The organism is Streptomyces sp. NPDC047841 (assembly GCF_040704085.1).
GTDB lineage: Bacteria > Actinomycetota > Actinomycetes > Streptomycetales > Streptomycetaceae > Streptomyces > Streptomyces argyrophylli.
Map to the genome: position 1 here is coordinate 338,705 of NZ_JBEYRP010000009.1, position 26,940 is coordinate 365,644.

General features: G+C 68.4%; 22 protein-coding genes. 14 read left to right on the plus strand and 8 right to left on the minus strand.

Annotation, left to right across the window (positions count from 1 at the left end; all coding sequences use genetic code 11):
- Nucleotides 1-9 precede the first annotated feature (9 nt).
- Nucleotides 10-714 carry a hypothetical protein gene (locus tag AB0947_RS17450; protein ID WP_366751188.1) on the minus strand — a complete coding sequence of 235 codons (705 nt, stop codon included), beginning with the start codon at nucleotides 712-714 and terminating at the stop codon, nucleotides 10-12.
- Nucleotides 715-1,622: 908 nt separating this feature from the next.
- On the opposite strand from AB0947_RS17450, the gene AB0947_RS17455 reads away from it, so the two are divergent.
- The 5 genes from AB0947_RS17455 (at nucleotide 1,623) to AB0947_RS17475 (ending at nucleotide 5,978) form a co-directional block, all read left to right on the plus strand.
- On the plus strand, nucleotides 1,623-2,042 hold the full coding sequence (locus AB0947_RS17455; RefSeq protein WP_366751189.1) for a hypothetical protein: 420 nt from the start codon (nucleotides 1,623-1,625) through the stop codon (nucleotides 2,040-2,042).
- Nucleotides 2,043-2,044: 2 nt separating this feature from the next.
- The gene (locus AB0947_RS17460) at nucleotides 2,045-3,787 is read left to right on the plus strand and encodes a hypothetical protein (RefSeq protein ID WP_366751190.1); all 1,743 of its coding nucleotides are present in this window, start codon (nucleotides 2,045-2,047) and stop codon (nucleotides 3,785-3,787) included.
- Nucleotides 3,788-3,985: 198 nt separating this feature from the next.
- Nucleotides 3,986-5,128, plus strand: a complete 1,143-nt coding sequence (locus AB0947_RS17465) for a S8 family serine peptidase (RefSeq protein WP_366751217.1) — start codon at nucleotides 3,986-3,988, stop codon at nucleotides 5,126-5,128.
- Between the two features lie 128 nt (nucleotides 5,129-5,256).
- Nucleotides 5,257-5,601 (plus strand): WXG100 family type VII secretion target, encoded by a 345-nt coding sequence (locus AB0947_RS17470; protein ID WP_030657588.1) that lies wholly within the window; start codon nucleotides 5,257-5,259, stop codon nucleotides 5,599-5,601.
- Between the two features lie 77 nt (nucleotides 5,602-5,678).
- Nucleotides 5,679-5,978 carry a WXG100 family type VII secretion target gene (locus AB0947_RS17475; protein WP_171152320.1) on the plus strand — a complete coding sequence of 100 codons (300 nt, stop codon included), beginning with the start codon at nucleotides 5,679-5,681 and terminating at the stop codon, nucleotides 5,976-5,978.
- Between the two features lie 243 nt (nucleotides 5,979-6,221).
- Here AB0947_RS17475 and AB0947_RS17480 read toward each other — a convergent pair whose 3' ends face one another.
- The 4 genes from AB0947_RS17480 to eccCa form a co-directional block, all read right to left on the minus strand.
- Entirely contained in the window at nucleotides 6,222-6,848 is a 627-nt protein-coding gene (locus AB0947_RS17480; protein WP_366751191.1) for a hypothetical protein, read from the minus strand.
- A gap of 67 nt (nucleotides 6,849-6,915) precedes the next feature.
- Nucleotides 6,916-9,198 (minus strand): DUF6571 family protein, encoded by a 2,283-nt coding sequence (locus AB0947_RS17485; protein ID WP_366751192.1) that lies wholly within the window; start codon nucleotides 9,196-9,198, stop codon nucleotides 6,916-6,918.
- Nucleotides 9,199-9,203: 5 nt separating this feature from the next.
- Nucleotides 9,204-9,653, minus strand: a complete 450-nt coding sequence (locus AB0947_RS17490) for a hypothetical protein (protein ID WP_366751193.1) — start codon at nucleotides 9,651-9,653, stop codon at nucleotides 9,204-9,206.
- Between the two features lie 72 nt (nucleotides 9,654-9,725).
- Nucleotides 9,726-13,697, minus strand: coding sequence for a type VII secretion protein EccCa (gene eccCa / locus AB0947_RS17495; protein ID WP_366751194.1), 3,972 nt, complete (start codon nucleotides 13,695-13,697; stop codon nucleotides 9,726-9,728).
- A gap of 336 nt (nucleotides 13,698-14,033) precedes the next feature.
- On the opposite strand from eccCa, the gene eccD reads away from it, so the two are divergent.
- Nucleotides 14,034-15,542, plus strand: coding sequence for a type VII secretion integral membrane protein EccD (gene eccD / locus AB0947_RS17500; RefSeq protein ID WP_366751218.1), 1,509 nt, complete (start codon nucleotides 14,034-14,036; stop codon nucleotides 15,540-15,542).
- A 155-nt stretch (nucleotides 15,543-15,697) separates the two neighbouring features.
- On the opposite strand, the gene AB0947_RS17505 is transcribed toward eccD, so the two are convergent.
- Nucleotides 15,698-15,988: a DUF397 domain-containing protein gene (locus AB0947_RS17505; RefSeq protein ID WP_366751195.1), complete on the minus strand. Its 291-nt coding sequence runs from the start codon at nucleotides 15,986-15,988 to the stop codon at nucleotides 15,698-15,700.
- 273 nt (nucleotides 15,989-16,261) lie between these two features.
- On the opposite strand from AB0947_RS17505, the gene rpsO reads away from it, so the two are divergent.
- From rpsO to AB0947_RS17530, 5 genes are all read left to right on the plus strand, one after another.
- Nucleotides 16,262-16,549: a 30S ribosomal protein S15 gene (gene rpsO, locus AB0947_RS17510; RefSeq protein WP_171152312.1), complete on the plus strand. Its 288-nt coding sequence runs from the start codon at nucleotides 16,262-16,264 to the stop codon at nucleotides 16,547-16,549.
- A gap of 378 nt (nucleotides 16,550-16,927) precedes the next feature.
- The gene (locus AB0947_RS17515; protein ID WP_366751196.1) at nucleotides 16,928-19,147 is read left to right on the plus strand and encodes a polyribonucleotide nucleotidyltransferase; all 2,220 of its coding nucleotides are present in this window, start codon (nucleotides 16,928-16,930) and stop codon (nucleotides 19,145-19,147) included.
- Nucleotides 19,144-20,523, plus strand: coding sequence for a pitrilysin family protein (locus AB0947_RS17520; protein ID WP_366751197.1), 1,380 nt, complete (start codon nucleotides 19,144-19,146; stop codon nucleotides 20,521-20,523). The genes AB0947_RS17515 and AB0947_RS17520 overlap by 4 nt, the downstream gene beginning before the upstream one ends.
- 26 nt (nucleotides 20,524-20,549) lie before the next feature.
- The gene (gene dapB / locus AB0947_RS17525; protein ID WP_366751198.1) at nucleotides 20,550-21,302 is read left to right on the plus strand and encodes a 4-hydroxy-tetrahydrodipicolinate reductase; all 753 of its coding nucleotides are present in this window, start codon (nucleotides 20,550-20,552) and stop codon (nucleotides 21,300-21,302) included.
- Nucleotides 21,303-21,328: 26 nt separating this feature from the next.
- Nucleotides 21,329-21,784, plus strand: coding sequence for a hypothetical protein (locus AB0947_RS17530; RefSeq protein WP_366751199.1), 456 nt, complete (start codon nucleotides 21,329-21,331; stop codon nucleotides 21,782-21,784).
- Nucleotides 21,785-21,821: 37 nt separating this feature from the next.
- Here AB0947_RS17530 and AB0947_RS17535 read toward each other — a convergent pair whose 3' ends face one another.
- Both AB0947_RS17535 and AB0947_RS17540 read right to left on the minus strand, forming a co-directional pair.
- Complete coding sequence (locus AB0947_RS17535; RefSeq protein ID WP_366751200.1) at nucleotides 21,822-22,376, minus strand: hypothetical protein; 555 nt, start codon at nucleotides 22,374-22,376, stop codon at nucleotides 21,822-21,824.
- A gap of 101 nt (nucleotides 22,377-22,477) precedes the next feature.
- The gene (locus tag AB0947_RS17540) at nucleotides 22,478-22,738 is read right to left on the minus strand and encodes a hypothetical protein (protein ID WP_366751201.1); all 261 of its coding nucleotides are present in this window, start codon (nucleotides 22,736-22,738) and stop codon (nucleotides 22,478-22,480) included.
- A 180-nt stretch (nucleotides 22,739-22,918) separates the two neighbouring features.
- On the opposite strand from AB0947_RS17540, the gene thyX reads away from it, so the two are divergent.
- The 3 genes from thyX (at nucleotide 22,919) to AB0947_RS17555 (ending at nucleotide 26,622) form a co-directional block, all read left to right on the plus strand.
- Nucleotides 22,919-23,668 (plus strand): FAD-dependent thymidylate synthase, encoded by a 750-nt coding sequence (gene thyX, locus AB0947_RS17545; protein ID WP_366751202.1) that lies wholly within the window; start codon nucleotides 22,919-22,921, stop codon nucleotides 23,666-23,668.
- A 210-nt stretch (nucleotides 23,669-23,878) separates the two neighbouring features.
- The gene (dapA, locus tag AB0947_RS17550) at nucleotides 23,879-24,778 is read left to right on the plus strand and encodes a 4-hydroxy-tetrahydrodipicolinate synthase (protein WP_366751203.1); all 900 of its coding nucleotides are present in this window, start codon (nucleotides 23,879-23,881) and stop codon (nucleotides 24,776-24,778) included.
- 158 nt (nucleotides 24,779-24,936) lie between these two features.
- The gene (locus AB0947_RS17555; RefSeq protein WP_366751204.1) at nucleotides 24,937-26,622 is read left to right on the plus strand and encodes a ribonuclease J; all 1,686 of its coding nucleotides are present in this window, start codon (nucleotides 24,937-24,939) and stop codon (nucleotides 26,620-26,622) included.
- The last annotated feature ends 318 nt before the right edge of the window (nucleotides 26,623-26,940 follow it).

Genomic DNA, 26,940 nt, shown 5'->3' on the forward strand with positions numbered 1-26,940 from the left:
GCGGTGGACTCAGACCGCCGACCAGACCTGCGGTGGGATCCGGTCCAGCACGTCGCACAGGTAGTCGAGCCGCTCGTCGAAGTCCTGCGGGCTCAGCCGGCCGCGCCGCCAGGTGAGCAGTTCGTCGTTGTGCAGCCGGATCGGGAAGTCCTGCACGGACTGTGGCTGCGCGGTGAGGAAGGGCACCACGCCGCCCGTCAGAGCGTTAAGGGCGAACGACTCGTCATCCGTGATCACCCGGAACGCCTCGTCGAACTCCGGCACGCCGAGCTGCACCACACGGCCCCGCTGTGTCACCCCGTCGAGCGTCTGCGGCCGCCGTACCACCATCTCGGGCCCGGGGCCCGGCGCGGCTACCGCGAACACCGTCCAGAAGACGGGCTGGCTCCGTCCCGGGCCGTCGTGGACGTTGAGGGTGCCGGTCACGTACTCGAAGCAGCGGAAGCCGCGGCCCCGGAACTCCCCGGTGATGTAGTGCTCCGCCCGCAGGTTGTGACCGCTGACGGGCAACGGCGCCATGCCACAGAGCCCGTCGATCACCCCGTAGGCGGCTTGCTGGTAGCCGTAGCCGCGCTCCTGGGCGAGTTGGATCGCTGCGGCTCTCGCCTGCACGCCGCGCGCCCGGTTCCGCTGGGCGCGCACCATCATGGTGATGACGAGGGCGAAGATCCCTCCCACGACCAGGATCATGAGCACAGGCATCAGTACGGTCATGGGACGGGATTATGTCTGATGGCCTGCACCTCGGGTGGGGACCGGGCCCGACCGTACCCGGGTCGGCGGTTGGCGTCATGCGACCGATGGCATGGGTGCGTCCGACGGCATGAAAGCGTTTTGGCTGGGTCACTCCTCTTGCAGCCGGTCTCTTCAGCGACATCCCGCGCCAACTGGTCATGCGCCGGAGGGCGACCACGCGCGCGGCGTGAGCTCGCGGAGGCTCGGCTGGACGGTGTGAGTGGAGCGGTGACCGCCTCCGTCAGGCATGGTGGGGGAGTGTCGCGACCAGGGCGGCGAACCTCTGGCGGCAAAGCCCTCTCGGATGGTGCTGCCCCACAGTCCCGACGACCGCGCCAGGGGGAGCAGATGCTTCTCCCCGCTTGCCTCGATACATGCATCGCTCCATTCGGAGCGCAGGTCGACCAAGTCCAAGGCTGCCGTGGGCGGACCGGCAGGCGGAACTCCGACGAGAGCGTCCGCAAGGAAAGGCACGAGGGCGCGGCGTACCAAGTGACGTCTTCGAGTGAATTCACCTGACTGCGGCACCGCTCCGGCGTGGAGGTTTGATGCAGATCGCATGAGGGTGCCCTGCTGATGCTTTCTGGTGTGCTCATCGTTGGTAGGTGGAGTGGTGGCGAACGACCGCGTCGCCCGTGCGCGTTCACCCGTTACAGACCGGCATGCCCGGCGAAATGCGGCACCTGTGCCGGAGGCGAGTTCCGGTCAACACACCTGCCTGGTTGGACTGGTTGGACGGGTTGACTAGAGTGGTAAAGGCGTTGTGAGACGCGGCTCGCTTTGCGATCGTACGGCGAGCGGTTGGTCGGCCCTCGCTCCGGAGTGGCCGATGGATGTACGGGGAAACGGGGAGGAGCGTCGTGCTTCCGTCAGACATGGTGGGGGGCGTGTCGGCGACCAGGGCGGCGAACCTGGAGGCCAGTGGCGAGGCGCTGGGCAGGTTCGTGGGCCAAGTGGACGAGGTGCTGAGCACTCTCGAAAGGTCCGCGGGCAACCCGGCGAAGGTCGGCGCTCAGACGATCAGGGCGACGTCGCTGACGTCGGGCGGGGAGAGCGAGTTCCCTGAGGCACACGGTCTGTACAAGCAGTACAGCAGGGTCCATCACGAACTCACGACCCTGTCCAAGAGCTTGCACCTGCAGATCGAGGCGATCGGCATCGCGGTCGCCGGTGCGCGCAACGGCTTCGAGAGTTTGGAAGAGGAGCAGCGTCAGCGCTTCTGGGCGATCCAGGCGGAGATCAAGAAGCTCGAACCCAGGGCGGACGACAAGCAGCACGCCAGCAGCGGCACCAAGACGAAGGCGTGACGATGACGGACAAGCAGCACAAGGACGATCTGCATCGCGTCTCTCAGCAGAACTCCGTGACGGACATCGTCCGCGGTATCGAGGACGGACCGCGCGGCGGCTTCCTCACCGGCATGATGCGCTCCGTGGTCGAAACCACGCCCTTCGGACGGGCCGTCGCCGCCAGGACGGACTTCGACAAGCGCGATCTCGACCTGAACCAGATGATCGATCTGGTCGAGAAGACCGACCCGGAGGATCTCGAATCCTCCGGCAAGGCGCTATGGGAAGCGCGCGACGCCATCAAGAAGGCCGCCGACGATCTCAAGGCCTACATCGACAAGGTCCCCTGGGTGGGAGTGTCGGGTGACCAATTCCGCTCGTGGGGCGAAAGTCTGGTCACCAACACCCACCATCTGAGTGAGTTCGCCGGGGCGGCGGGTGACCAGATCACCGCCGCTGCCGTGGGCCTTGCGGCCGTGCGTGGTGGCATGCCGGCTCGCGACACCAGGGCGAATCCGAAGCGACCCGAGAAGTTCACCGAGGCCGAGAAGGCCGCGAACAAGACGGAGTACGACCACGCCGTTCAGGTGGAAAAGCACCGCCAAGAGGCGATCAACCAGATGAACAGGTTGGCGTCGTACTACGCGGTCTCGGAAGAGGTCTTGGCGGCCCTGCCCGCCAAGGACAAGACGCCGAACTTCACTTCGATGCCCGACGTGGGGGTGCCTCGGCCGCGGCCCGTCAACTCGCTGGGGACCGACCGTCCGACGTCCGGTACGGGTTCGCATGCGGGCACGGGCTCGGCGCCCGCCGTCGGTCATCACATCACTGCAGTGGGGGTCGACCATGTAGCCCACCACGTCACCGGAGACACCACCCCGCCTCACGTGCCGACGACGCACGACAACCACGCGGTCACGCTCCCTGAGGAGCCGCCCGTCGGCACGCACATCGACAGCACCGGCACGCTGCCTCCTCCCACGACCACACACACAACCGGCCCCACCCCGCCGGTCACGAGCACACTTCCGGCAGGCGGCCAACCCGACCCGTTGGGTGGCGCCGGCTACCGGGTTCCGGTGCCCAACCCGACATCGGGCCGGAGCCTGAGTGGTTCGGGTGGGTACCGTACTCCTCCCCTTGCTCAGGGGCGTGCGGGTACGGCCGGCCTTTCCAATCCCCAGGGCCCCGGACGCAACGCGGCACAAGGGCCCATGAACCAGATGGGCCGTGCCACGTCGACGGGACAGCCCGCCGGTAGGACTACTGCGTCGCCGATGGGCCGCGCGGTCACTGGTGGTACGCCGCGGCCCGGCGGCACGACGACGCCCCGTGCGAACGCCACGCCGGCCACCGGCGCCGGCCGTTCCAACGGTGTCGTCGGGGGGCGCCCCACGGCCACCGGTGGTCCCGCGAAGGCGGCGAGGATTCCACGTGGCACGGTGATCGGGGCGGAGACTCAGGGCAATTCGCAGTCCACGGCTGGTCGGCTCGGTCAACGTGGCGTATTCGGAGCGCCCCAGTCCGCAGCGCGGCCCGGTGCGAAGCCGACCGGTTCTCGTACGGGGACGGGTGAGTCCGAGGCTGTCACGGGCAAGCCGACTGCGCGGAACTCCGCAGCGGGCGCCGAGCGGAGCGGTATGACACGTGGCGGTGCCGGTCTCGTTCGCGGCGCCGGCCGTAAGGGAAAGCCCGGGGACGCGGAGGAAGAGTCACAGCTGCCCGACAAGCCCCGGCGCGATGTGCCGCCGGCGGCGAACTGACCGCTAGCGAGGACACGGAAGACGATGAAGTCAGGGATGGGCAGACGAGCCGAGTGGACGACGCTCTACGGGACGCGCAGCGGTAGACGAGTGCGTGCTGTGGGCGCGGCCGTCGGTGCCCTGGTGGCCGCGACCGTGGGCTTTGCACCGAGTGCTGCAGCGGATGATGTCCAGGCGAAGCAGTGGTATCTGGGTCCGATGCAGGCCGAACAGATGTGGAAGGTCAGCACCGGCAAGGGCGTCAAGGTTGCCCTCATTGACACCGGTGTGAACGCGGACACGCCGTCGCTCAAGGGTCAGGTCCTGGTTGATGAGACACCGAAGTCGGTGGCGTACCGTGCGACGGCCGACTACAAAGGTCATGGGACGACCATGGCCGAGTTGATCGCTGGTACGGGAGCCGGTGGCAGCCTCAAGGGGCTGGCGCCGGGAGCAAAGATCGTCCCATATCGGATTGAGCTGGACGGTCTGAAGGGCGGGGCCGCAGAGAAGAAGAAGACCCCCGAACCTGAAGATGCGATCAGGGCGGCGGCCGACACCGATGCGAAGATCATCAGCATGTCGTTCGGTGAGGCGGCACCGATCCCCAAGGTGGAAGAGGCCATCAAGTACGCGGCCTCGAAGGGCAAGCTACTGATTGCCGCGGTCGGCAATGATGGTCGGACATCAGGGGACAACATCGGCTACCCAGCCGCCTTCCCCTACGTGATAGGCATCGCGTCGGTCGACAAGTCCCTCACGGTGTCGAAGTTCTCCTCGTCCGGTAACTACGTGGACCTCTCGGCTCCGGGCCAAGGTTTTCCGGGGTGGTGCGACACCAACTTCCGCTCATACTGCGACGACGTGAACGGTACAAGTTCGGCAGCCGCAATCGCTTCCGGTGCTGCCGCCTTGATCTGGTCCGCGCACCCTGACTGGACGGTCAACCAGGTAGCCCGTGCTCTGATCGACACGGCAGGCCGTACCTGGGCAAAGAACGACCCGAGCAAGTACGCCGGCTATGGGCTTATTCGACCCCGTCTCGTTCTTGCGAACCGCGACTACGACGCCGGCCCGGCCAATGTCGACCCGCTTGCGGCGGAGAACGGCGGCGACCTGCTGGCCAAGTCCGCGGCGTCCTCCACGTCTCCCTCCTCGTCCCCGTCCGCGGCTTCCTCCTCCGCATCAACCCCGTCACAAGCCCCTGACAAGGGTTCTACCGGCGGTACTTCGGCGGCAGGATCGAGCACGCAGTCGTCGAACGACAACACCACCCTCTGGACCGTGCTCGGCGCCGTGGCCGCAATCGTCGTGATCGGCGGTGGCGGGCTGGCCGTCGCGCGGGCGCGACGTGCCAGGTGACGACGTCAGCCGTCTGTAGCCCTGTGCTCTTCGGATAGGGCGTGCAGTACGCGCCCGCCGCCGTACCGCACTGTGCGGTAGTGGGCCGAGACAGTTGGACCAACGAGACAGACAGAGAAAGGGCTGAGATGGCCGAGAACAAGCAGAAGCTCGAAGATGCCGCAGTAATCCACCTGCAGAAGCAGATGCTGGAGAAGTACGACGGCATCCGGAAGCGGGTGCACGGGCTGCAGGGCGTGATCGACGGCCTGGAGGGCCAGTGGCACGGTATCGGTCGTGCCGCCTTCGACTCGAAGCAATACGAGATCAACCAGTCCCTTCAGGCCATCGGCGGCATCCTCGGTGACGTCATCGAGGCCATGACCGCGACGCGCAACATCAAGGACAGCAAGGAAGACGAGGTCCGCGCGGCCGTCAACAAGATCGACGTGCGGGACGGCGCTCCCACCGTGTCGCCGCTCAGCTCCTACTGACCGGTCGTCACCCAGGACTTCGGCCGGGCACCCCGGCACGTCCATCGGATCCACATCAGCGAGACGAGGTAACAGGTATGGCCAACAACGCTGACGGTCTGTCCGTCACTTACGACGGGCTCGACGTCGCGGCGACCAAGATCGGCAACGAGGCGAGCCAGCTCGAGCAGGACCTCCAGGAGCTGCGTCGGCTGGTAGTGAGCAGCCTGCAGTACTGGGAGGGCCAGGCCCAGGACACCTTCCACGAGAAGCTGAACCACTGGGACAAGGAAGCGAACGACATCCACCAGGCGCTGGCCGGTATCGGCCACGTCGTCGCCCAGTCCGGCGGTACGTACATGGAAGGCGACAAGAAGGCGGCCAGCTACTTCCGCTAGGCCGAGACTCCCGGAAGCGACGAAGCAACTCCAGGGTGGGCGTGTGCGGGAGGCGCCCACCCTGTTGTCGTGTCCGGCAGGAAGCCGATCAGGGGACAGGGCTGTGCGCGCGCCGTCCCGGGCTATGGACCGGGCTGGAGCGTTACACCGGCTCGCCTATGGCGGCCCCAGCCGTCATCGACGACATGCCCGGCGGTCTGCGCGGTATTCAACCGGCGTCCCCCTCGCCGCCCGCGTCCTCGATCACGCATCGGGAACCGCGGTCGGCAGGTCGGCCTCCGAAGCGCAGCCTGCCTCTTGGGCCACCTCGCGGGAGACGGAGTTGAGGATCACCATACGGTCTTTGTCGACGCTGTCCCCGCGCAGTTGGGCACGAGTGGAATAGAGTTCCGCTTTCACGTACTTGGTGTCACCGATATACGCGTCTTTTGATTCCGCTCTGGTGGGACACCGGAAAAACAGGTCAGCTCCGTCGCGGCCCACTTGGGCATACAGCCCCACGGGGTATCTGACCTTACTGCCGCTGACTTCTCTGTCGGGCGGTGCGGGGTAACTCTGGGAAGCCGAGAAGCGTATTTCAAGAAGGGGCTTCCCGCTCTCGTCGCCGGCCCTGTACACCCAGCACGCTGCGCGCTGACGGTATTCGTCGTGCAGGTGCCTGACCGCGTTCTGCACGGAAAACGTACGAGGCTGTCCGGCCCCGTCGGCACCCGTGGACTCGTCGAACTGATCCGTACCGGCCAGATTCCGCAGGGCTTGCCTGGCGGAAGCGTCGAGCGCTCCGCCGCAAACCTTGCTCGCAGACGTACCGGACGTCTTCGCCTGCTCATGCTCAGGATCACTGCTGCAACTTGCGACAAGAAGCGCCACAGCCGTAAGAGAGAGAGCAGTCCCGTATGTACCGTTCCTTGCGATTCGCAGCACTTCACGCCCCTGCTCAGTCCTTGTAGGGAGGCCGGCCACGGTAGTCGTTCTCGTGGGAGCCGGTGCCCAGGTAACTGCCTTTTGTTTCTTCGACCCATTGCTGCTGGTCTGCGACAGCCCTGGCGCTTGGGTGGTCCTTGAAGTACGTATCGTAGGTCGATCCGAGATCGTCGACCCCTCGGCCGTAGAATTCACGGCTCGTCATCTGTGACGGAATCAGAGGGTCGGACTCCGCGTCATCGGTCGCCTTGTCGATCTCGTGCCCGAGTAGCGTGTTGGCCGCATTCGTGATCGTGTCCGCCGCAACGGGGGCGATGACGACTGCGGCAGCCGTCGAACCGGGCAGCGGGATGGAGGCGACTCCACCAGCGACTACTGCTCCGACCAGGAGTTTTTTCCAGTCTCCCGATCGTCCCAGTGCCTTGTTGGCTTCGTCCGAGTTCTCACCGTATGTCGTTGACGCCTGCTCCACGCGGGAATTGTCCAGAATGCCGCGGGCTTCCGCACCCACCGACATGATGTCCCGCGCCTGGTTCATATGGGCATCGCTGGTCGGGGGATGGGCGTCGAGCATGCTCAAGGTGTACACATGCTGGGCGGCGGTCACGGCCTTGTGTGAGTGCTCGTCCTGCCCGAGGACGCTCAGGAAATCGATGGCTCCCTGGTTGCCGAAGTGGGCGCGTCCGGCATATCGGGCAGGGAAGTCACCGGCGTCCTTGCCGTGGTCCCCGATACCGGACAGTTCGTAGTCGATGTCATCGATGTACGCGCCGGCCATCTTGCCCAGGCTGTCGGCCAGTTCGGGCTGATCGTGCAGCATCTTCGGGCCGTCCTCACCACCGTAGAGGTAGGCGACCTGTTCCATGACGCCGGCCGTGGCCGCGGTGCGTCGGTCACCCGCCGCGACGTCCTTCGGGGAGGCATCCGCAGAGTAGCCGGTCGTGGCCGCCTCCAGCGCTCGGCCCAGTGAGTTGCGTGCTGCGACGTAGTCGTGGTCGCCTCCCATCGTGGCGTCGGAGACCCAGACCCGTTCCTTCGTCAGGTACTTCAGGTGCTCGTTGACCTCGGCGTCCTTGTTGACCGTGTCACCGCTGCCATCGGGCTGGGCGAAGAACTGCGTCGACGCATCCGGATTGTGACCGAGCGCCTCCAGGAACCCGGTCATGGGGTCGCGGCCACGATCGTTCTTGTAGCCCCAGTAATTGAGGTCACCATCGTTGAAGTTGTTGACCCAGGCGTTGATGCCCTGACCGTTCATCTTTTTGTCGTATGCGAGGAGCTTGTCGCCGTAGTCGTTGAGGAACTGGTCGTCGTAGTCGCCGAAGCGCATGAGGTTACTCATGACCGCGTAACCCGTCGGGTTGCTCGCGTCGTCGATCCCGAGCTGGTCGGGCACCAGCCGGATCATCTGCCGTTCCCAGCTCTGCATCTTGTCGCTGTCCGAGAGCGTGGCCTGGCCGATGACGGTCCCGAGGTTCTTCTGCAGTTGCTTCGCTTGCTTGGCGCGGTCGGGATCGTACGTTCCCTGGTAGGGATCGGCGATGCCGGCCCAGAAGGTGAGCACCTTCTTCGGGCCGACCTGCGTGGCGAACTCTTCCGCGAACAGAGGATCGTTCTTGTACTTGGTCAGGGTCGAGTTGAGTGAGGCGAGCTCCGTACTCGTCACGTCGTGCGGATTCTTCGCGAGAATTTTGGCCATCCGGTCGGCCTCCGAAATGGCATGGGCAGCTTCGTCCCGGTTTTCGTAGTGGGCGCCCGAGAAGCCGTACTTCGCCTGGTGGACGAGGAGACCGAGTGCCTTCGCCGCAGTACTGTCACTCTCGGTCGCCTTGCTGAGAATGCGCTGAATCTCGTTTCGAAGGGCATCGACGTCTGCCTGGCTGACCGCGCTTGTGTTGCCACTGGGATCGGATGTCCAGTCAGGACGAGGATTACCGCTGACGCTGAAGGTCCCGCCGCCTGTGTCGATGACGGTGCAGTACTTGTACGGCGCCCGCTCAAGGGTCTCGTTCAGCTGATCGCGGTAGCCGATGAGTTCGCCGCGAGTGTCCTTGAGGATCTTCGTGATGGAATCCGCCTGCGCGTGGGCGTCCGCGAACTCCTTCGCGGTCTTGTCGATGAACTCCCGGCTCACCTGAGCGTTGACACCGGCCCAGTCCGCCTTGTCTGCGCGACCCTTCAGGTTGCTCTGGGCATCCTCCTTCAGCGCAGCCAGGTTCTTGGTCATCTCCTCCCAGTCGGTGATGGCCTCTTGCAGCTGCGAGAAGTTCCCGTAGCGCAAAGCGTCGAGATCCATGGCCGTCAGCTGCCCTTCCGCTCGTCAAAGCCCCGGTCGAGCTGGGAGATGCTGCTGAGAGTGCCGGCGATGTAGGACTCGTCAGCGTCGTGCTGGTTCTTGGTGTAGCGGAGGTGGTTGGAGATGTGGGCGCAGGCATCGAGGAGGCTCTGTACCTGGTCCACCCAGCGCTCGGCTACGTGATCGAGCGCCGCCCCGATGGCGAAGCCCTCACTCTTGAGCCCTCCCGCCGCCTTGATGGAGGACATACGAGCGTGGTCGCTGAACCGGCTGAAGTCCTGGAACAGTTCATGGGCCGCGGAACCGATCGCGGCGAGGTCCTTCTGGCGCACGGTGAGATCACCACGCGTACTTTCGCCGCCTCCATCGTCGGGCGTCACATGGTTCAGCCGCATGTGTGCTGACTGGTTCTGCGCTGCCCTTGCTTTCAGCTCTTCCCACTCGTCCCACGCCATGCGCGGTTCCTCCCGTCTCTCCGCTCCTGCTCATGAGCGAGAGCCTCGTCAGGTCAGCCGTGCCTACGTGCCTCAGTTCTCCATGTCCATCAACCCCACCTGAATCATGGGCTTCCCCCGCTTCCGGGACACGAAGATCCCCCGCCCCGCCGGCATCGGCCGCGGTCGGACACCGCCCAGCAGGTCGCCCTCGGCCGGGTCGCCCGCGAGGACCACGCCCTGGGCGCCGAGCTCCTTGATGCGCTGCATGAAGGACTCGTAGCCGGCGCGGCCGGCGCCCGCTGTGGAGCGGGCGATGATGAAGCGGACTCCGACGTCACGGGCGAACGGCAGCAGTTCCGTCAGGCCCGCCAGCGGGTTGCCGCTCGACGTGGACACCAGGTCGTAGTCGTCGATGACGACGTAGACCGTGGGGCCCCGCCACCAGCTGCGGTTGCGCAGCTGCTCCGGGGTTACGTCGGCGGTCGGCGTGCGACGCTGCATCAGGTCGGCCAGTGCGTCCATGTGGTGCTGCATCTGGTTCGACATGGGGATGTACTCGGCCAGGTGCGACTTCGGGGTCACTCCGAGCAGCGAGCGGCGGTTGTCGACGACGAAGAGCTTGCAGGTGTTGCCGTCGTAGCGCTCTGTCAGGCGCTTGATCAGCAGGTTCAGCAGGTTCGACTTGCCGGACTCGCTCTCCCCGAACACCAGGAAGAACGGGTCCTGTTCGAAGTCCACGAACACGGGTTCCAGGTTGTCCTCGTCGAGGGCGAAGGAGACGCCGCGGTTCGGGAAGTGGTCGCCCGGCGGAAGCTGCGTGGCCGGGAACTCGCGGGGGAGCAGGCGCACCTCGGGCGCGCCCGGCTCCTGCCAGTGGCGGGTGACCTCGGCCGCGAGGGCGGTCGTCGCCTCCGCGAGGTCCGTGTCGGACGAAAGACCGTCGATGCGCGGGACCGCCGCCATGAAGTGCTGCTTCTGCGGGGTCTGACCGCGGCCCGGCACACCGGTGGGGACGTTCGCCGCGACCTTGCGGTCGATCTCGGAGTCCATGGGGTCGCCCAGCCGCAGCTCGAGGCGGTTCATCAGGTGGTCCTTGAGGTTGGCGCGGACCTCCATGGAGCGCGAGGCGGTCAGGACGAGGTGGATGCCGTAGCCCAGGCCGCGTGCGGCGATGTCCAGCACCAACGGCTCCAGCGCCTCGTAGTCCGTGCGGAAGTTGCCCCAGCCGTCGATGACCAGGAAGACGTCGCCCCAGGGCTGGTCGGTCACCGAGATGTCGCCGCGCGCGCGACGGGTACGGAACTCCGCGATGGAGGAGATGCCCACCGAGCGGAAGTACTCCTCGCGCCGGGTCATGACGCCGTACACCTCGGCCGCCGTGCGCCGGACCTTTTCCGGGTCCAGGCGGGACGCGACACCGCCCACGTGCGGCAGGCCGGCCACCGAGGCCATACCGCCACCACCGAAGTCGAGGCCGTAGAACTGCACTTCCCACGGCGTGTGGGTCAGTGCGAACGACGCGATGATCGAGCGCAGCAGCGTCGACTTGCCGGACTGCGGGCCGCCGATGATCTGCATATGGCCGGCCGCGCCGCCGAAGTCCAGCCACAGTGGGTCGCGCCGCTGCTCGTACGGCTTGTCGATCAGGCCGACCGGGACGACGAGTCTGCCCGCGCCCTCGTAGCCCGGCTGGGTCATGCCGCGGCCGGGCACCGGAGCGAGCCCCGGCAGCAGAGCGTCGAGCGACGGCGGGCTGTCCAGCGGGGGCAGCCACACCTGGTGGGCGGCCGGGCCCTGCGCCTCCAGACGCCGCACGATCACGTCGAGCACGGTGTCGGCGAGCGCGTCGTCCTGCCGTTTGCCGGTCTCCTCCTGCCGCTGCTGCGGGATCGGCACGTACTGCACCGGTACCTCGGCCGCCGTGAACAGGACCGGCCTGCGGTCGACGGGCAGTGGGCCGCCGAACACCGCGGCCTGCTGGGAGCTCGTGCGGTACACCCCGGAGACGTACGCGGCCTTGAAACGCACCATCTCGTCCGTGCCGAACTTCAGGAAACCGGAACCGGGGACGTTCGGCAGCTCGTAGGCGTCCGGGACGCCGAGCGCGGCGCGGGACTCGGCGGCCGAGAACGTCCGCAGACCGATCCGGTAGGAGAGATACGTCTCCAGGCCCCTCAGACGGCCCTCCTCCAGGCGCTGGGAGGCCAGCAGCAGGTGCACGCCCAGCGAGCGGCCGATACGGCCGATCTGCACGAACATCTCGATGAAGTCCGGCTTGGCGGTCAACAGCTCGCTGAACTCGTCGATCACCAGGACGAGGGACGGGATCGGCTGCAGCGGGGCACCCGCCGCGCGCGCCTTCTCGTAGTCGTGGATGTTGGCGTAGTTGCCCGCGTCGCGGAGCATCTCCTGCCGGCGGTTGAGCTCACCGCGGATGGAGTCACCCATGCGGTCGACGAGGGTGAGGTCGTCCGCGAGGTTGGTGATCACGGCGGCCACGTGCGGTAGCTGGGCCATTCCCGCGAACGTGGCACCGCCCTTGAAGTCGGCGAGGACGAAGTTCAGCGTCTCGGAGGAGTGGGTCACGGCGAGACCGAGGACCAGGGTTCGCAGCAGTTCGGACTTGCCGGAGCCTGTCGCGCCTACACACAGGCCGTGCGGACCCATACCCTCCTGCGCCGCCTCCTTGAGGTCGAGCATCACGGGCCGGCCGTCCTCGCCGACACCGATCGGCACGCGCAGCCGCTCCGACTGCGACCGGGGCCGCCAGGTCCGCTTCGGGTCGACCGAGGCGGCGTCGCCCAGGTTCAGCAGGTCGGTGAACTCCAGGTTGGCGAGCAGCGGTTCGTCGTCGTCACCACCCGATGCCATGCGCAACGGCGCCAGCTGGCGCGCCAACGCCTCCGCTGCCTCGTACGAAAGGACGTCAGGGATGCCCTCGTAGACCATGCCGTGGGCGGACTCCAGGCGCAGTTCCTTCGGCTGCACGACGACGGACAGGTCGCCGCGTCCGATGGTGAGGTCGCCCGGCACGACCTCCAGGACCGTCACGCCCTGCAGGCCCTCGGGGCTGGCCAGCAAGGAGGTGGGCGGTAGGGAGACGCCGTCGAGTACCACCACCAGGTGGGGCTGTTCCGGAACGGGCGGCCCGGAGGGATGGAATCGCGGACGGCCCTCGAGGCGGGAGGCGAGCCGGTCCTCCAGATCCACGGGGTCGGCGCTGATCAGGCGCATGCTGCCGGCGCCATCGGTGACGCCCGGGGCCTGTACGTGCGGCAGCCACTTGGCCCACTCCCATTCGGGCGCCGACTCACGCGCGGTGACGACGGCGATGACCAGGTCCTCGGGGGAGTGCAGCGAGGCGAGGGAGGCCGTGACGGCTCGGGCGGTGCCGCGCACGGTGCCCGGCTCGCCGCTGATCGTCACGTGGTAGAAGGCGCGCAGCGACACCGCCATCGGCAGGTCGTCGAGGGTGCTGTGCGTCGCGAGGAAGCGCTGCATCGCGCCGGCGGTCAGCGGCTCCAGCTCGTCGACCGGGGCGGTCTGGGGCGGGATCAGGGGCGTGGCCAGGGCTTGCGGACCGAGGCCCACGCGCACCTGCCCGAAGTCCTCGTCGGCGGTACGCCGTTCCCATACCCGGCTGCCCTCGGCGACCAGGGCCCACAGTTGCTCCGGCGAAGGGTGCAGGTAGTACTGGGTGTCGCGCTGGGCCTGCGCGGTCTCCACGGCGACGCGTCGGGTCTGTGACAGGTAACGGAGGTAGTCACGGCGCAGGTCGGCCATCTGCCCCTGATTGCCGCGGCGGTAGCGGACGAGCATCGAGATGCCCATGGCGATCGTCGAGGCCACCATCACCAGGCCCATGATCTTCATGAAGGGCTGGGCCTGCGGGTTGAAGAAGAACACCACGGATCCGCCCATGCCCAGCATGGGCAGGAGCTGCATCAGTGCGCCTTCCTGCTGACCGCGCGGCAGTTCCGGCGGAGCCTGCAGCACGATCTCGTCCGTGGGCACTTCCCTCGGCAGTGCCCGAGGCGGGCGCTTGACGACGATGTGGCTCACTACGCACCAATTCCCTTGCCGGACCGAGATGTTTCATCCGCCGCCCCGTGTCAGACGGACGTCGATCGCGAACCGCGATCCTACTGACAACCACGGACAACGGCGGGCGGTAGGGTGCCGGTGGAGCGCGTGAGCAGTTGCGAATTGTTCCGGGAAAACCCGGGCAATCCGCACCTGTTCGAAGCCAGCGCCTTGCGCGGATCCCGGCCAGAACCGCTCGGTCGGCCGACGGGGCGGGAGGGCGCCGCACAACCTACACAGCATCTTTACGGGCGGAAGGTGCGCGGTGGCACCGTAGGCCGCCCCACCACCGACGAGGGGGAACAGCAGGTGAGCATGACGACCTCCGCGCCGGCCGGCGCGACCGGCGGACCGGGCACCGGAGCCCCTTCCGGGGCGGGGATGGGCTTCGGCTTCTGCCGCGTCACCATCGTGGCGCCCGACAGCCGCATCGACGTCGCGCTGCCCGACGACGTACCGGTTGCCGACCTCTATCCGGAGATCCTGCGCCTGTCCCAGCAGAGCCCCGCCGAGGGCGCTCCGGTCGGTTACCACCTCGTGCGCCGTGACGGCACCGTCCTCGACGGCTCCCGGTCCTTCACGGCCCAGCGCATCCTCGACGGCGAGCTGCTGACCCTGCGCCCGTTCGCCGAGTCGCTGCCCCCGGCCGTCCTCGACGACGTCTCCGAAGCGGTGGCCGCCGCCGTTACCCGGGACCGCACCCTGTGGAGCGGCGACCTCACCCGCGCCGCCGGGCTCGTCGCGGGCGGCATCCTGCCCGCGCTGCTCGCGTTCGTGGCCTGGAGCTCGCAGATCCGGCACGACATGCACAGTCTGCAGGGCATCATCGCCGGCGTCTGCGGCGTCCTGCTCGTCACGATCGCGTGCGTACGCGCGCGCGTGTACGACGACCGGGCCTCCGCCGTCGCGCTGGGACTCGGCGCACTGCCCAACGTGGCCGTGGCGGGCTCGGGCCTGCTGTCGCTCTCCGCCGGCGAGGGCATCGGGCGACTGCAGTTCCTGCTCGCCTGCACGACCGTCCTGGTCGCCTCCCTGGTGCTCACCTTGGTGTCGCCGGGCGGCGACGGACCCTTCGTGGCGTTCGTCTTCGCCTCCGCCATCGGTCTGATCACGACCTTCATCGCGATCCTCACCGAGCTGAAGCCCATCGAGACGGCCGCCGTCTGCGCCCCGCTCTCCGTCGTGGCGCTGGCCTTCCTGCCCGGGCTGTCCATGCGTTTCGCGCGGCTGCCCATCGGTTTCGAACCGCCCAACCCCTCGCGCGGCGGTTACGACACCGGCGAGCCCGCTCCCCAGGGGCCCGTGGACGCCGAACGCGTGACCGCCCAGGCCCGGCGCGGCCACGAACTCCTCGTCGGCCTCGTCGGCGGCTGCGCTCTCGTCGCCGTGGGCGCGTCCATCGTCCTCGGGTTCTCCAGCAACATCTGGGCGCAGCTGCTGGCTCTCGCGACCGGCGTGGCGATGCTCATGCGGGCGCACCTCTTCCGTTACACCGCACAGGTCGGCGCCACCCTGGCCGCAGGGCTCGCCGCCATCGTCTTCCTCGGCCTGGGGCTGGCCCTCAACCCGCCCCAGGACTACCTGATCGACGCGCTCCGGGGCGACACCACGGCCCTGGACATCCGCAGCGTCTGGCTCGCCGCCGCCGTCGCCGCGGCCACCGCCGTGGTCACCGCGATCGCGCTGATCACCCCGCGACGCGGTGTCACCCCCTTCTGGGGCCGCTTCCTGGAGATCGCCGAGAGCTTCGTCCTCCTCACCCTCATCCCCCTGTCCCTGGCCGTCTTCGACGTGTACGCGCAGGCACGGGCCATGACCAGCTAGCAGCCCGACGGCGGAAGCGGCGCACAGCGCGTCGATGTCCGCCAGACCGCCAGACCGCCAGACCGCCAGACCGAGCTACCGGCCGTCACCGGCGATGAGCCGGACGGCAGAAAGGGCGGCACGCGCGCGTGCCGCCCTTTCTCATGCCTGGCTCGCTACGCGTCCAGCCCCCCGTTGTGAGCCGTAGGCGTCAGATCGAACTCCCCGTCCCGGGCCCCCAGCACGAACGCCCGCCACTCCGCCTCCGTGTAGCGCAGCACCGTGTCCGGGTCGAGCGAGGACCGCATCGCCACCGCCCCGCCGGGCAGGTACGCGATCTCGACCCGCTCCTCGTGCTCCTCCGTGCCCGGCGCGCAGTGCCACTCGACGCCCGAGATGTCGAGGGCGTACAGCTCGTCCCGCTCCCGCTCCTTGCGCGCCTTGATCTCCGCTTCCGTTTCCGCCATCGTGCAGCGACCCCTTCCCGAGGTAGGTACGGTCCCGGCGCTCACCCTAGTGGCCGGGGCCGCTCCACCAGGGCGGTTCGCCGACCGGGCGCAAGGTGCCCGCCGTCGCCTGGTACCCTGAGTGACGGCCGTTTGTGTACGCACCCCCGGAACCGCCCTGTGCTCGTTCTGGAGGCCGCGCCCAGCGGATCCCCGCCTCCCGAGTAACGGAAGCTTCCCCGAGACGTAGACCGGGGGCACTCGGTGGCATTCAACAGACTATGAGGAGTACGCGTGTCGCTCGACGCCGCTACGAAGAAGCAGATCATCGGCGAGTTCGGTACCAAGGAGGGTGACACCGGCTCCCCCGAGGTCCAGGTCGCTCTGCTCTCCCGTCGGATCTCCGACCTGACGGAGCACCTCAAGACCCACAAGCACGACCACCACTCCCGCCGTGGCCTGCTGATCCTCGTCGGTCAGCGTCGCCGCCTTCTGCAGTACCTGGCGAAGAAGGACATCCAGCGCTTCCGTGCGCTGGTCGACCGCCTCGGCATCCGCCGCGGTGCGGCGGGCGCCCGGTAAGACGCCATGAGGGGAGCGGTTCCCGAACGTACTCGGGGGCCGCTCCCTTTGCCGTATGCGGGGCCCCGCCGCGCACACGGAACCCTCCGCCGTACGAGCGGAGACGTGCGGAGTGTCGCTCACGCTTTGTAGTGTGGTAGCACAACGCAATACGCACGACACGGAACGACGTACGCCGCGCATGACGGGGTACGTCACTGAACGAGGGGAAGCGCACCAGCCGCCGCCGGTCCTCGGTAGTGGCCCCCGGGGGGAAGCGAGCCCCGGGTGCTTCGATCGAAGACCGGCCCGCACCGCACGGAGCGCTTCTCCGCCACCGTCCCCCTGCCACACGGGCAGCCAAGGGACGAAAGACGATACGTAACGGAGAAAACGCTAGTGGAGAACGAGACCCACTACGCCGAGGCCGTCATTGACAACGGTCCCTTCGGCACCCGCACCATCCGCTTCGAGACGGGCCGCCTGGCCAAGCAGGCCGCCGGCTCCGCCGTGGCGTACCTGGACGACGACACCATGGTGCTGTCGGCCACCACCGCCTCCAAGAACCCCAAGGACCAGCTCGACTTCTTCCCGCTGACGGTGGACGTCGAGGAGCGGATGTACGCCGCCGGCAAGATCCCCGGCAGCTTCTTCCGCCGTGAGGGCCGGCCGTCCGAGGACGCCATCCTCACCTGCCGCCTCATCGACCGTCCGCTGCGCCCGTCCTTCAAGAAGGGCCTGCGCAACGAGATCCAGGTCGTCGCCACGATCATGGCCCTCAACCCCGACCACCTGTACGACGTCGTGGCGATCAACGCCGCGTCCGCGTCCACGCAGCTGGCCGGTCTGCCCTTCTCCGGCCCGATCGGCGGCGTCCGCGTCGCGCTGATCCGCGGCCAGTGGGTCGCCTTCCCGACGCACACCGAGCTCGAGGACGCCGTCTTCGACATGGTCGTCGCCGGTCGCGTCCTGGAGGACGGCGACGTCGCGATCATGATGGTCGAGGCCGAGGCCACCGAGAAGACCATCAAGCTGGTCGAGGGCGGCGCCGAGGCGCCGACCGAGGAGGTCGTCGCCGCCGGTCTGGAGGCCGCCAAGCCCTTCATCAAGGTCCTGTGCCGCGCGCAGGCCGACCTCGCCGCCAAGGCCGCCAAGCCGACCGCCGAGTTCCCGATCTTCCTGGACTACCAGGACGACGTGTTCGAGGCCCTCACCGCGGCCGTCCGCCCCGAGCTGGCCCAGGCGCTCACCATCGCCGGCAAGCAGGAGCGCGAGGCCGAGCTGGACCGCGTCAAGGGTCTGGCCGCCGAGAAGCTCCTGCCGGAGTTCGAGGGCCGCGAGAAGGAGATCTCCGCCGCGTACCGCTCGCTCACCAAGCAGCTGGTCCGCGAGCGCGTGATCAAGGAGAAGAAGCGCATCGACGGCCGCGGTGTCACCGACATCCGCACCCTGGCCGCCGAGGTCGAGGCCATCCCGCGCGTGCACGGCTCCGCGGTGTTCGAGCGTGGCGAGACCCAGATCCTGGGCGTCACCACCCTCAACATGCTCCGCATGGAGCAGCAGCTGGACACCCTCTCCCCGGTGACCCGCAAGCGCTACATGCACAACTACAACTTCCCGCCGTACTCCACCGGCGAGACCGGCCGCGTCGGCTCCCCGAAGCGCCGCGAGATCGGCCACGGCGCCCTCGCCGAGCGCGCCCTCGTGCCGGTGCTGCCGGCGCGCGAGGAGTTCCCCTACGCGATCCGCCAGGTCTCCGAGGCGCTGAGCTCCAACGGCTCGACGTCCATGGGCTCGGTCTGCGCCTCCACCATGTCGCTGCTGAACGCCGGTGTGCCGCTGAAGGCCCCGGTCGCCGGTATCGCCATGGGCCTGATCTCCCAGGAGATCGACGGCGAGACGCACTACGTCACCCTCACCGACATCCTCGGTGCGGAGGACGCCTTCGGCGACATGGACTTCAAGGTCGCCGGCACCAAGGAGTTCGTGACCGCCCTCCAGCTCGACACCAAGCTGGACGGCATCCCGGCCTCCGTCCTCGCCGCGGCCCTCAAGCAGGCCCGCGACGCCCGTCTCCACATCCTCGACGTGATGATGGAGGCCATCGACCGGCCCGACGAGATGTCCCCGAACGCTCCGCGGATCATCACCGTGAAGATCCCGGTCGACAAGATCGGTGAGGTCATCGGCCCCAAGGGCAAGATGATCAACCAGATCCAGGAGGACACGGGCGCCGAGATCACCATCGAGGACGACGGCACGATCTACATCGGTGCCGCCGACGGTCCCTCGGCCGAGGCCGCCCGCGCCACGATCAACGGCATCGCCAACCCGACGATGCCCGAGGTCGGCGAGCGGTACCTGGGCACGGTCGTCAAGACCACCACCTTCGGTGCGTTCGTCTCCCTGCTGCCCGGCAAGGACGGTCTGCTGCACATCTCGCAGATCCGCAAGCTCGCCGGCGGCAAGCGCGTGGAGAACGTCGAGGACGTCCTCGGCGTGGGCCAGAAGGTCCAGGTCGAGATCGCCGAGATCGACTCCCGCGGCAAGCTCTCCCTCGTCCCGGTGATCGAGGGCGAAGAGGGCTCCGACGAGGCGAAGGACGACGCCGAGCAGTGACGTCCCGTGGCTCCAAGGTGACGGCCCGCTCCTCCTCGGAGGCGCGGGCCGTCGCCCGTACCCAAACCCTCATCAAGGGCACAGGCGGCATCGGCACGGTCCGCAGGACCACCCTCCCGGGCGGCCTGCGCATCGTCACCGAGACCCTGCCCTCGGTCCGCTCCGCCACCTTCGGCATCTGGGCGCACGTCGGCTCCCGCGACGAGACCCCGTCGCTGAACGGCGCCACGCACTACCTCGAGCACCTGCTCTTCAAGGGCACGGACCGCCGCAGCGCGCTCGACATCTCCTCCGCGCTCGACGCGGTCGGCGGCGAGATGAACGCGTTCACGGCCAAGGAGTACACGTGCTACTACGCGCGCGTGCTCGACACCGACCTGCCCCTCGCCATCGACGTCGTCTGCGACATGCTGACCGGCTCGCTGATCCGCGAGGAGGACGTCGACGTCGAGCGCGGCGCGATCCTCGAAGAGATCGCCATGACCGAGGACGACCCGGGCGACTGCGTGCACGACCTGTTCGCGCAGACCATGTTCGGCGACAACGCCCTCGGCCGCCCGGTCCTCGGCACGGTCGACACGGTCAACGCCCTCACCGCCGACCGCATCCGCCGCTTCTACAAGAAGCACTACGACCCGACCCACCTCGTGGTCGCCTGCGCCGGAAACATCGACCACAACAAGGTCGTCCGACAGGTCCGCGCGGCCTTCGAGAAGGCGGGCGCCCTGCGTGACCCGGACGCGCGGCCCATCGCCCCGCGCGAGGGCCGCCGGACGATCCGCGCCGCCGGCAAGGTCGACCTGCTCACCCGTAAGACCGAGCAGGCCCATGTCGTCCTCGGCATGCCCGGCATCGCCCGCGCCGACGACCGCCGCTGGGCCATGGGCGTGCTCAACACCGCCCTCGGCGGCGGCATGTCCTCCCGCCTCTTCCAGGAGGTCCGGGAGAAGCGCGGCCTCGCCTACAGCGTGTACTCGTACACCTCCGCCTTCGCGGACTGCGGCCTGTTCGGCGTCTACGCCGGCTGCCGGCCCAGCCAGGTGCACGACGTCCTGCGGATCTGCCGCGACGAACTCGACCACGTCGCGCAGAACGGCCTGACCGACGACGAGATCGCCCGCGCCATCGGCCAGCTGCGGGGCTCCACCGTCCTCGGCCTGGAGGACACCGGCGCGCTGATGAACCGTATCGGCAAGAGCGAGCTGTGCTGGGGCGAGCAGATGTCCGTGGACGACATGCTCGCGAAGATGGCGGCGGTCACCCCGGACGAGGTCCGCGAGGTCGCCCGCGACATCCTGGGACAGCGCCCGTCGCTGTCGGTCATCGGCCCGCTCAAGGACAAGCAGGCCTCCCGGCTGCACGACGCGGTCGCCTGAAACACCACCGGTTAGGAAACAGGAACATGAGCAAGCTGCGCGTGGCGGTCCTCGGTGCCAGGGGCCGGATCGGTTCGGAGGCCGTCAAGGCGGTCGAGGCCGCCGAGGACATGGAGCTGGTCGCCGCCCTCGGCCGCGGCGACAAGCTGGAGACGCTGGCGGAGACCGGCGCCCAGGTCGCCGTCGAGCTGACCACCCCCGCCTCGGTCATGGGCAACCTGGACTTCTGCGTGCGCCACGGCATCCACGCCGTCGTCGGTACGACGGGCTGGACCGAGGACCGCCTCGCGCAGCTGACGGGCTGGCTCGCCCAGTCCCCGGAGACCGGCGTGCTCATCGCGCCGAACTTCTCCATCGGAGCCGTGCTGACGATGAAGTTCGCGCAGATCGCCGCGCCGTACTTCGAGTCGGTCGAGGTGGTCGAGCTGCACCACCCGAACAAGGTGGACGCACCCAGCGGTACGGCCACCCGCACGGCCCAGCTCATCGCCGAGGCCCGCCGGGCGGCCGGGACGGCACCGGCGCCGGACGCCACCGTCACGGCCCTGGACGGCGCGCGGGGCGCCAGCGTCGACGGCGTCCCCGTGCACGCGGTCCGCCTGCGCGGCCTGCTGGCCCACCAGGAGGTGCTGCTCGGCGGCGAGGGCGAGACCCTCACCGTCCGGCACGACTCCCTGCACCACAGCAGCTTCATGCCGGGCATCCTGCTCGGCGCCCGACGGGTGGTGACCACTCCGGGCCTCACCTTCGGCCTGGAGCACTTCCTGGACCTGAGCTGAGACGAACGAGCCGAGACACCCCTCCGATGCGCGCGAAGATCACCTATCTCGTCACGGCCGCCGTCCTGGTCTTCTATTTCGTCCTGGTCGGCAGCCGTGGCGTGATGCTCATCCAGTCCGGCACGGCCGTCACCGTCACCTTCGGCGTGGCGGTGCTGATCCTGCCGCTCATCGGCCTGTGGTTCCTGTGGAAGAACACCCAGTTCGTCCGCAAGGCCAACCGGCTGGCCGCCGAACTCGACGCCGAGGGCGGCCTGCCGGTCGACGAGCTGCGGCGCCTGCCCAGCGGCCGGATCGACCGCGACTCGGCCGACGAGGTGTTCGCCAGGCGCAAGGCCGAGACGGAGATGTCCCCGGACGACTGGCGCTGCTGGTTCCGCCTGGCCGTCGCCTACCACGACGCCCGCGACACCCCCCGCGCCCGCAAGGCGATGCAAAGGGCCATCGCCCTGCACGACGGGAAGCCGGTCCAGGCCGCCTGACCGGGCGCCCTCACCCGAGAGCCCCCGCGGCGCCGGCTCAGCGGCGTCCGTACTCCGCCGCCCACGCCTCCACCGCGTCCGCCGCCCGGTCGAACGCCATCGGCCGGCCGAGGAAGTCCAGGCCGTGCGTGGTGAGCAGCGGCGGGGTGTCCTCCGGCCGCCGGTCCTTGCGCACGAACGCGAGCGCCTGCCCCTGCACCGTGCGCGGCAGACCCAGCCAGCGCACCGGCTGCTGGACGGTCCGCACCGAGACCACCCGCGCCCACGGCACCGTCCGCGTCAGCAGGAAGCCGGTACGGCGCAGTCCGCTCCGGCTCACCCACACCCCCATGCGCAGCAGCCGGAGCGCGCCGACGACGATCGCGAGGCCCACGCCGAGGACCGCCCCGGCGTCGGCGAGCGAGCCGGTGACAGCGGTGAGCACGCCGGCGAACAGGACGAACGAGGCGAGCAGCAGTACCAGCGCGGCCACACCCACCCGCCAGGGACCGGGCCGGTACGGGCGCCGCCAGCGGTCCGGGTCGTCGTACGGGAGCGCACTCTCGGCCGTCGTCTCGAAGGCGCGGTCGGCCGTCAGGAAGGGCAGGGGCACGGCTGGTCCTCACTCGGTCCTCACGGGAGCTGTGCGGTGAGGCTATCCGGCGCCGTTCCCGCCCACCAGCCTTGAGCGTCCGGACGGGGCAGTGCCGGTGGTCAGTGCCCCTGGGACGCCTGGGACTGCTGAGCCGGTGTATGGGCCGGCGTGGAGAGCGCCGGCATGCCCAGGACCAAGGCACCTATGAGCCCGGCGACGATGGTGAGACCCAGCAGCCAGCGCCCGGCCATCTCGCCGAACGACGCCCGCCGACGGGGCGGGGGAGTGACATTGCTGCGGAACCTGTCCGCCTCGGCCAGGAAGGCGAAGGGTACGGAGTCGCGGGGGGTACCTCCCGGCGGCAGCTGGGGGCGGGGCATCGTGGGTGCCGTTCCTTCCAGGGTTGGTGACCGAATGTACGGACCTCACCGATACAGACGATCGAGTGACACAAAAGGTGCCCATGTCCGAAAAAATCGCGGGTGCGTTTTTTGCGGCGAGGTGGTGCGGTGCGAGGCTCCGCCGGGTGCCCCCGTAAGGTGGTCGCAACCACCGAAGTGATGGGAAGGACCTCAACCCCCGTGACCACCCCCGAGTCGCTCACGTTCCGCAGTGACGTCACCGTCGAGCTGGTGAAGTCCAGCGCTTCGGACGCGGACGTGCTGTTCGCCGCCCGTGTCTCCACCGCCGGCGAGCAGTCCCTGGACGAGCTGAAGAAGGATCCCGAGCGCTCCAAGGGCCTGATCAACTTCCTGATGCGCGACCGGCACGGCAGCCCGTTCGAGCACAACTCGATGACCTTCTTCATCAGCGCCCCGATCTTCGTCTTCCGCGAGTTCATGCGGCACCGGGTCGGCTGGTCGTACAACGAGGAGTCGGGCCGCTACCGCGAGCTCCAGCCGGTCTTCTACGTCCCCGGCCCCGACCGCAAGCTGGTCCAGGAGGGCCGCCCGGGCAAGTACGTCTTCGTCGAGGGCACCCCGGCCCAGCACGAGGCCGTGAGCGGCGCCCTGCGCGAGTCGTACGAGCAGGCGTACACGGCCTACCAGAAGATGCTCGCCGACGGCGTCGCCCGCGAGGTCGCCCGCGCCGCCCTCCCCGTCGGCCTCTACTCCTCGATGTACGCCACCTGCAACGCGCGCTCCCTGATGCACTTCCTCGGCCTGCGCACCCAGCACGAGCTGGCCAAGGTGCCGTCCTTCCCGCAGCGGGAGATCGAGATGGTGGGCGAGCGGATGGAGGCGGAGTGGGCCGCGCTCATGCCGCTGACGCACGCCGCCTTCAATGCGAACGGGCGTGTGGCCCCGTAACGAAGCCTTGTTCCCCTGTCGGGAACGGATGTACGGGTCAGCCTGGCGAGGTGTCCGTATTGCGGCATTTAGAGAAGTTCATCTAGCCTGATCAAACGGACCCGGCACTGCTTGAACCCCCGAGCAGGCAGTGCCGGGTTCCCTCTTTGTCCTGACTTTCCCGGCACCCCGAGGACGCACCCCGCATCGAGCACCGAGTAGCGTGTAACCATGGCTCCGACCTCGACTCCGCAGACCCCCTTCGGGCGGGTCCTCACCGCCATGGTCACGCCCTTCACGGCGGACGGCGCACTCGACCTCGACGGCGCGCAGCGACTCGCCGCCCACCTGGTGGACGCAGGCAACGACGGCCTGATCGTCAACGGCACCACCGGCGAGTCCCCGACCACCAGCGACGCGGAGAAATCGGACCTCGTACGAGCCGTCCTGGAGGCCGTCGGCGACCGCGCCCACGTCGTCGCCGGAGTCGGCACCAACGACACCCACCACAGCATCGAGCTGGCCCGCGAAGCCGAGCGGATCGGCGCCCACGGCCTCCTGGTCGTCACGCCGTACTACAACAAGCCTCCGCAGGAGGGCCTGTACCGGCACTTCACGGCCGTCGCCGACGCCACCGGCCTGCCGGTCATGCTCTACGACATCCCCGGCCGCAGCGGCGTCCCGATCAGCACGGAGACCCTCGTCCGGCTCGCCGAGCACCCCCGGATCGTCGCCAACAAGGACGCCAAGGGCGACCTCGGCCGCGCCGGCTGGGCCATCGCCCGGTCCGGCCTCGCCTGGTACTCCGGCGACGACATGCTGAACCTTCCGCTGCTCTCCGTGGGCGCCGTCGGCTTCGTCTCCGTCGTGGGCCACCTGGTCACCCCCGACCTGCGCGCCCTGGTGGACGCGTACACCTCGGGTGACGTCGTCAAGGCCACGGAGATCCACCAGAAGCTGCTCCCGGTCTACACCGGCATGTTCCGCACCCAGGGCGTCATGACCACCAAGGCCGCCCTGGCCTTCCAGGGACTGCCGGCCGGACCGCTGCGCTCGCCGATGGTCGAGTGTTCCCCCGAGGAGATCGCGCAGCTCAAGATCGATCTTGCCGCCGGCGGGGTACAGCTCTGACAACAGACTTTGCACCACAGGGGCTTCACAACTGAAGAACAACAGAAGAAGAGGCAGGCCACCGGTGCCTGCGATCAACAACGACAACTGCTTCCGCACGAACGTCATGCGCGCCACGTGCCGTACCGGTACGTGGCGCGCGTGGTGAGGAGAGTCTTTTGAGTCATCCGCATCCTGAACTCGGCCCGCCGCCCCCGCTGCCGCAGGGCGGCCTCCGGGTCACTCCGCTCGGCGGCCTCGGCGAGATCGGCCGAAACATGACGGTCTTCGAGTACGGCGGTCGCCTGCTGATCGTCGACTGCGGAGTGCTCTTCCCCGAGGAGGAGCAGCCCGGAATCGACCTGATCCTGCCGGACTTCTCGTCCATCCGGGACCGCCTCGACGACATCGAGGGCATCGTCCTCACGCACGGCCACGAGGACCACATCGGCGGCGTCCCCTTCCTGCTCCGCGAGAAGCCGGACATCCCGCTGATCGGCTCCAAGCTCACCCTCGCGCTGATCGAGGCCAAGCTCCAGGAGCACCGGATCCGCCCGTACACCCTGGAGGTGGCGGAGGGGAACCGCGAGCGCATCGGCCCCTTCGACTGCGAGTTCGTCGCCGTCAACCACTCCATCCCGGACGCCCTGGCCGTCGCTATCCGCACCCCCGCCGGCATGGTGGTGCACACCGGCGACTTCAAGATGGACCAGCTCCCGCTGGACAACCGCCTCACGGACCTGCACGCCTTCGCGCGGCTGAGCGAGGAGGGCATCGACCTCCTCCTCGCCGACTCCACGAACGCCGAGGTCCCGGGCTTCACCCCGCACGAGCGGGACATCTCCAGCGTCCTGCGGCAGGTCTTCGCCGGCGCCCGCAAGCGGATCATCGTGGCGAGCTTCGCCAGCCATGTCCACCGCATCCAGCAGATTCTGGACGCGGCCCACGAGTACGGCCGCCGGGTCGCCTTCGTCGGCCGCTCCATGGTCCGCAACATGGGGATCGCCCGCGACCTCGGCTACCTGAAGGTGCCGCCGGGCCTGGTGGTCGACGTCAAGACGCTGGACGACCTGCCCGACCACGAGGTGGTGCTCGTCTGCACAGGTTCGCAGGGCGAACCGATGGCGGCGCTGTCCCGCATGGCCAACCGCGACCACCAGATCCGCATCGTCCAGGGCGACACGGTCATCCTCGCGTCCTCGCTGATCCCCGGGAACGAGAACGCGGTCTACCGCGTGATCAACGGCCTGACCCGCTGGGGCGCCAACGTCGTCCACAAGGGCAACGCGAAGGTGCATGTCTCCGGCCACGCGTCCGCGGGCGAGCTGCTGTACTTCTACAACATCTGCCGCCCGAGGAACCTGATGCCCGTCCACGGCGAGTGGCGGCACCTGCGGGCGAACGCGGAGCTGGGTGCCCTGACCGGCGTCCCGCACGACCGGATCGTCATCGCCGAGGACGGCGTGGCCGTCGACCTGGTCGAGGGCAAGGCGAAGATCTCCGGCAAGGTCCAGGCGGGTTACGTCTACGTCGACGGCCTCTCGGTCGGCGATGTCGGCGAGCCGGCGCTGAAGGACCGCAAGATCCTCGGCGACGAGGGCATCATCTCGGTCTTCGTGGTCGTGGACGCCTCCACCGGCAAGATCACGGGCGGCCCGCACGTCCAGGCGCGCGGTTCCGGCATCGAGGACTCGGCGTTCGCGGACGTCCTCCCGAAGATCACCGAGGTCCTGGAGCGGTCCGCCCAGGACGGCGTCGTGGAGCCCCACCAGCTCCAGCAGCTCATCCGCCGGACCCTCGGCAAGTGGGTCTCGGACACCTATCGCCGCAGGCCGATGATCCTGCCGGTGGTCGTGGAGGTCTGACGCCTCGTCGGCCCGGACCTGGAGCGGGGTGCCTCGATTTGCATCGAGGCACCCCGCTCCAGTACGTTTACGGCTCCGCCCAACCGGGAACCCCAGCACTTCACGCGCTGGACACGGATGCCCGGAGCGGGTGGGAAAACCGACTCAGAACTTCTGATAAAGTCGGAACCGCCGGAAAGGGAAACGCGAGAGCGGGAACCTGGAAAGCACCGAGGAAATCGGATCGAGAAAAGATCTGATAGAGTCGGAAACGCAAGACCGAAGGGAAGCGCCCGGAGGAAAGCCCGAGAGGGTGAGTACAAAGGAAGCGACCGTTCC

Coding starts and splice junctions, on each gene's coding strand:
- AB0947_RS17465 (WP_366751217.1), top strand. CDS start 3,986: ATGCAGGCCGAACAGATGTGGAAGGTCAGCACCGGCAAGGGCGTCAAG.
- AB0947_RS17530 (WP_366751199.1), top strand. CDS start 21,329: ATGCGCGCGAAGATCACCTATCTCGTCACGGCCGCCGTCCTGGTCTTC.
- AB0947_RS17470 (WP_030657588.1), top strand. CDS start 5,257: ATGGCCGAGAACAAGCAGAAGCTCGAAGATGCCGCAGTAATCCACCTG.
- AB0947_RS17490 (WP_366751193.1), bottom strand. CDS start 9,653: ATGGCGTGGGACGAGTGGGAAGAGCTGAAAGCAAGGGCAGCGCAGAAC.
- AB0947_RS17475 (WP_171152320.1), top strand. CDS start 5,679: ATGGCCAACAACGCTGACGGTCTGTCCGTCACTTACGACGGGCTCGAC.
- AB0947_RS17460 (WP_366751190.1), top strand. CDS start 2,045: ATGACGGACAAGCAGCACAAGGACGATCTGCATCGCGTCTCTCAGCAG.
- dapA (WP_366751203.1), top strand. CDS start 23,879: ATGGCTCCGACCTCGACTCCGCAGACCCCCTTCGGGCGGGTCCTCACC.
- AB0947_RS17505 (WP_366751195.1), bottom strand. CDS start 15,988: ATGGCGGAAACGGAAGCGGAGATCAAGGCGCGCAAGGAGCGGGAGCGG.
- AB0947_RS17485 (WP_366751192.1), bottom strand. CDS start 9,198: ATGGATCTCGACGCTTTGCGCTACGGGAACTTCTCGCAGCTGCAAGAG.
- thyX (WP_366751202.1), top strand. CDS start 22,919: ATGGGAAGGACCTCAACCCCCGTGACCACCCCCGAGTCGCTCACGTTC.
- AB0947_RS17450 (WP_366751188.1), bottom strand. CDS start 714: ATGACCGTACTGATGCCTGTGCTCATGATCCTGGTCGTGGGAGGGATC.
- AB0947_RS17540 (WP_366751201.1), bottom strand. CDS start 22,738: ATGCCCCGCCCCCAGCTGCCGCCGGGAGGTACCCCCCGCGACTCCGTA.
- eccD (WP_366751218.1), top strand. CDS start 14,034: ATGACGACCTCCGCGCCGGCCGGCGCGACCGGCGGACCGGGCACCGGA.
- dapB (WP_366751198.1), top strand. CDS start 20,550: ATGAGCAAGCTGCGCGTGGCGGTCCTCGGTGCCAGGGGCCGGATCGGT.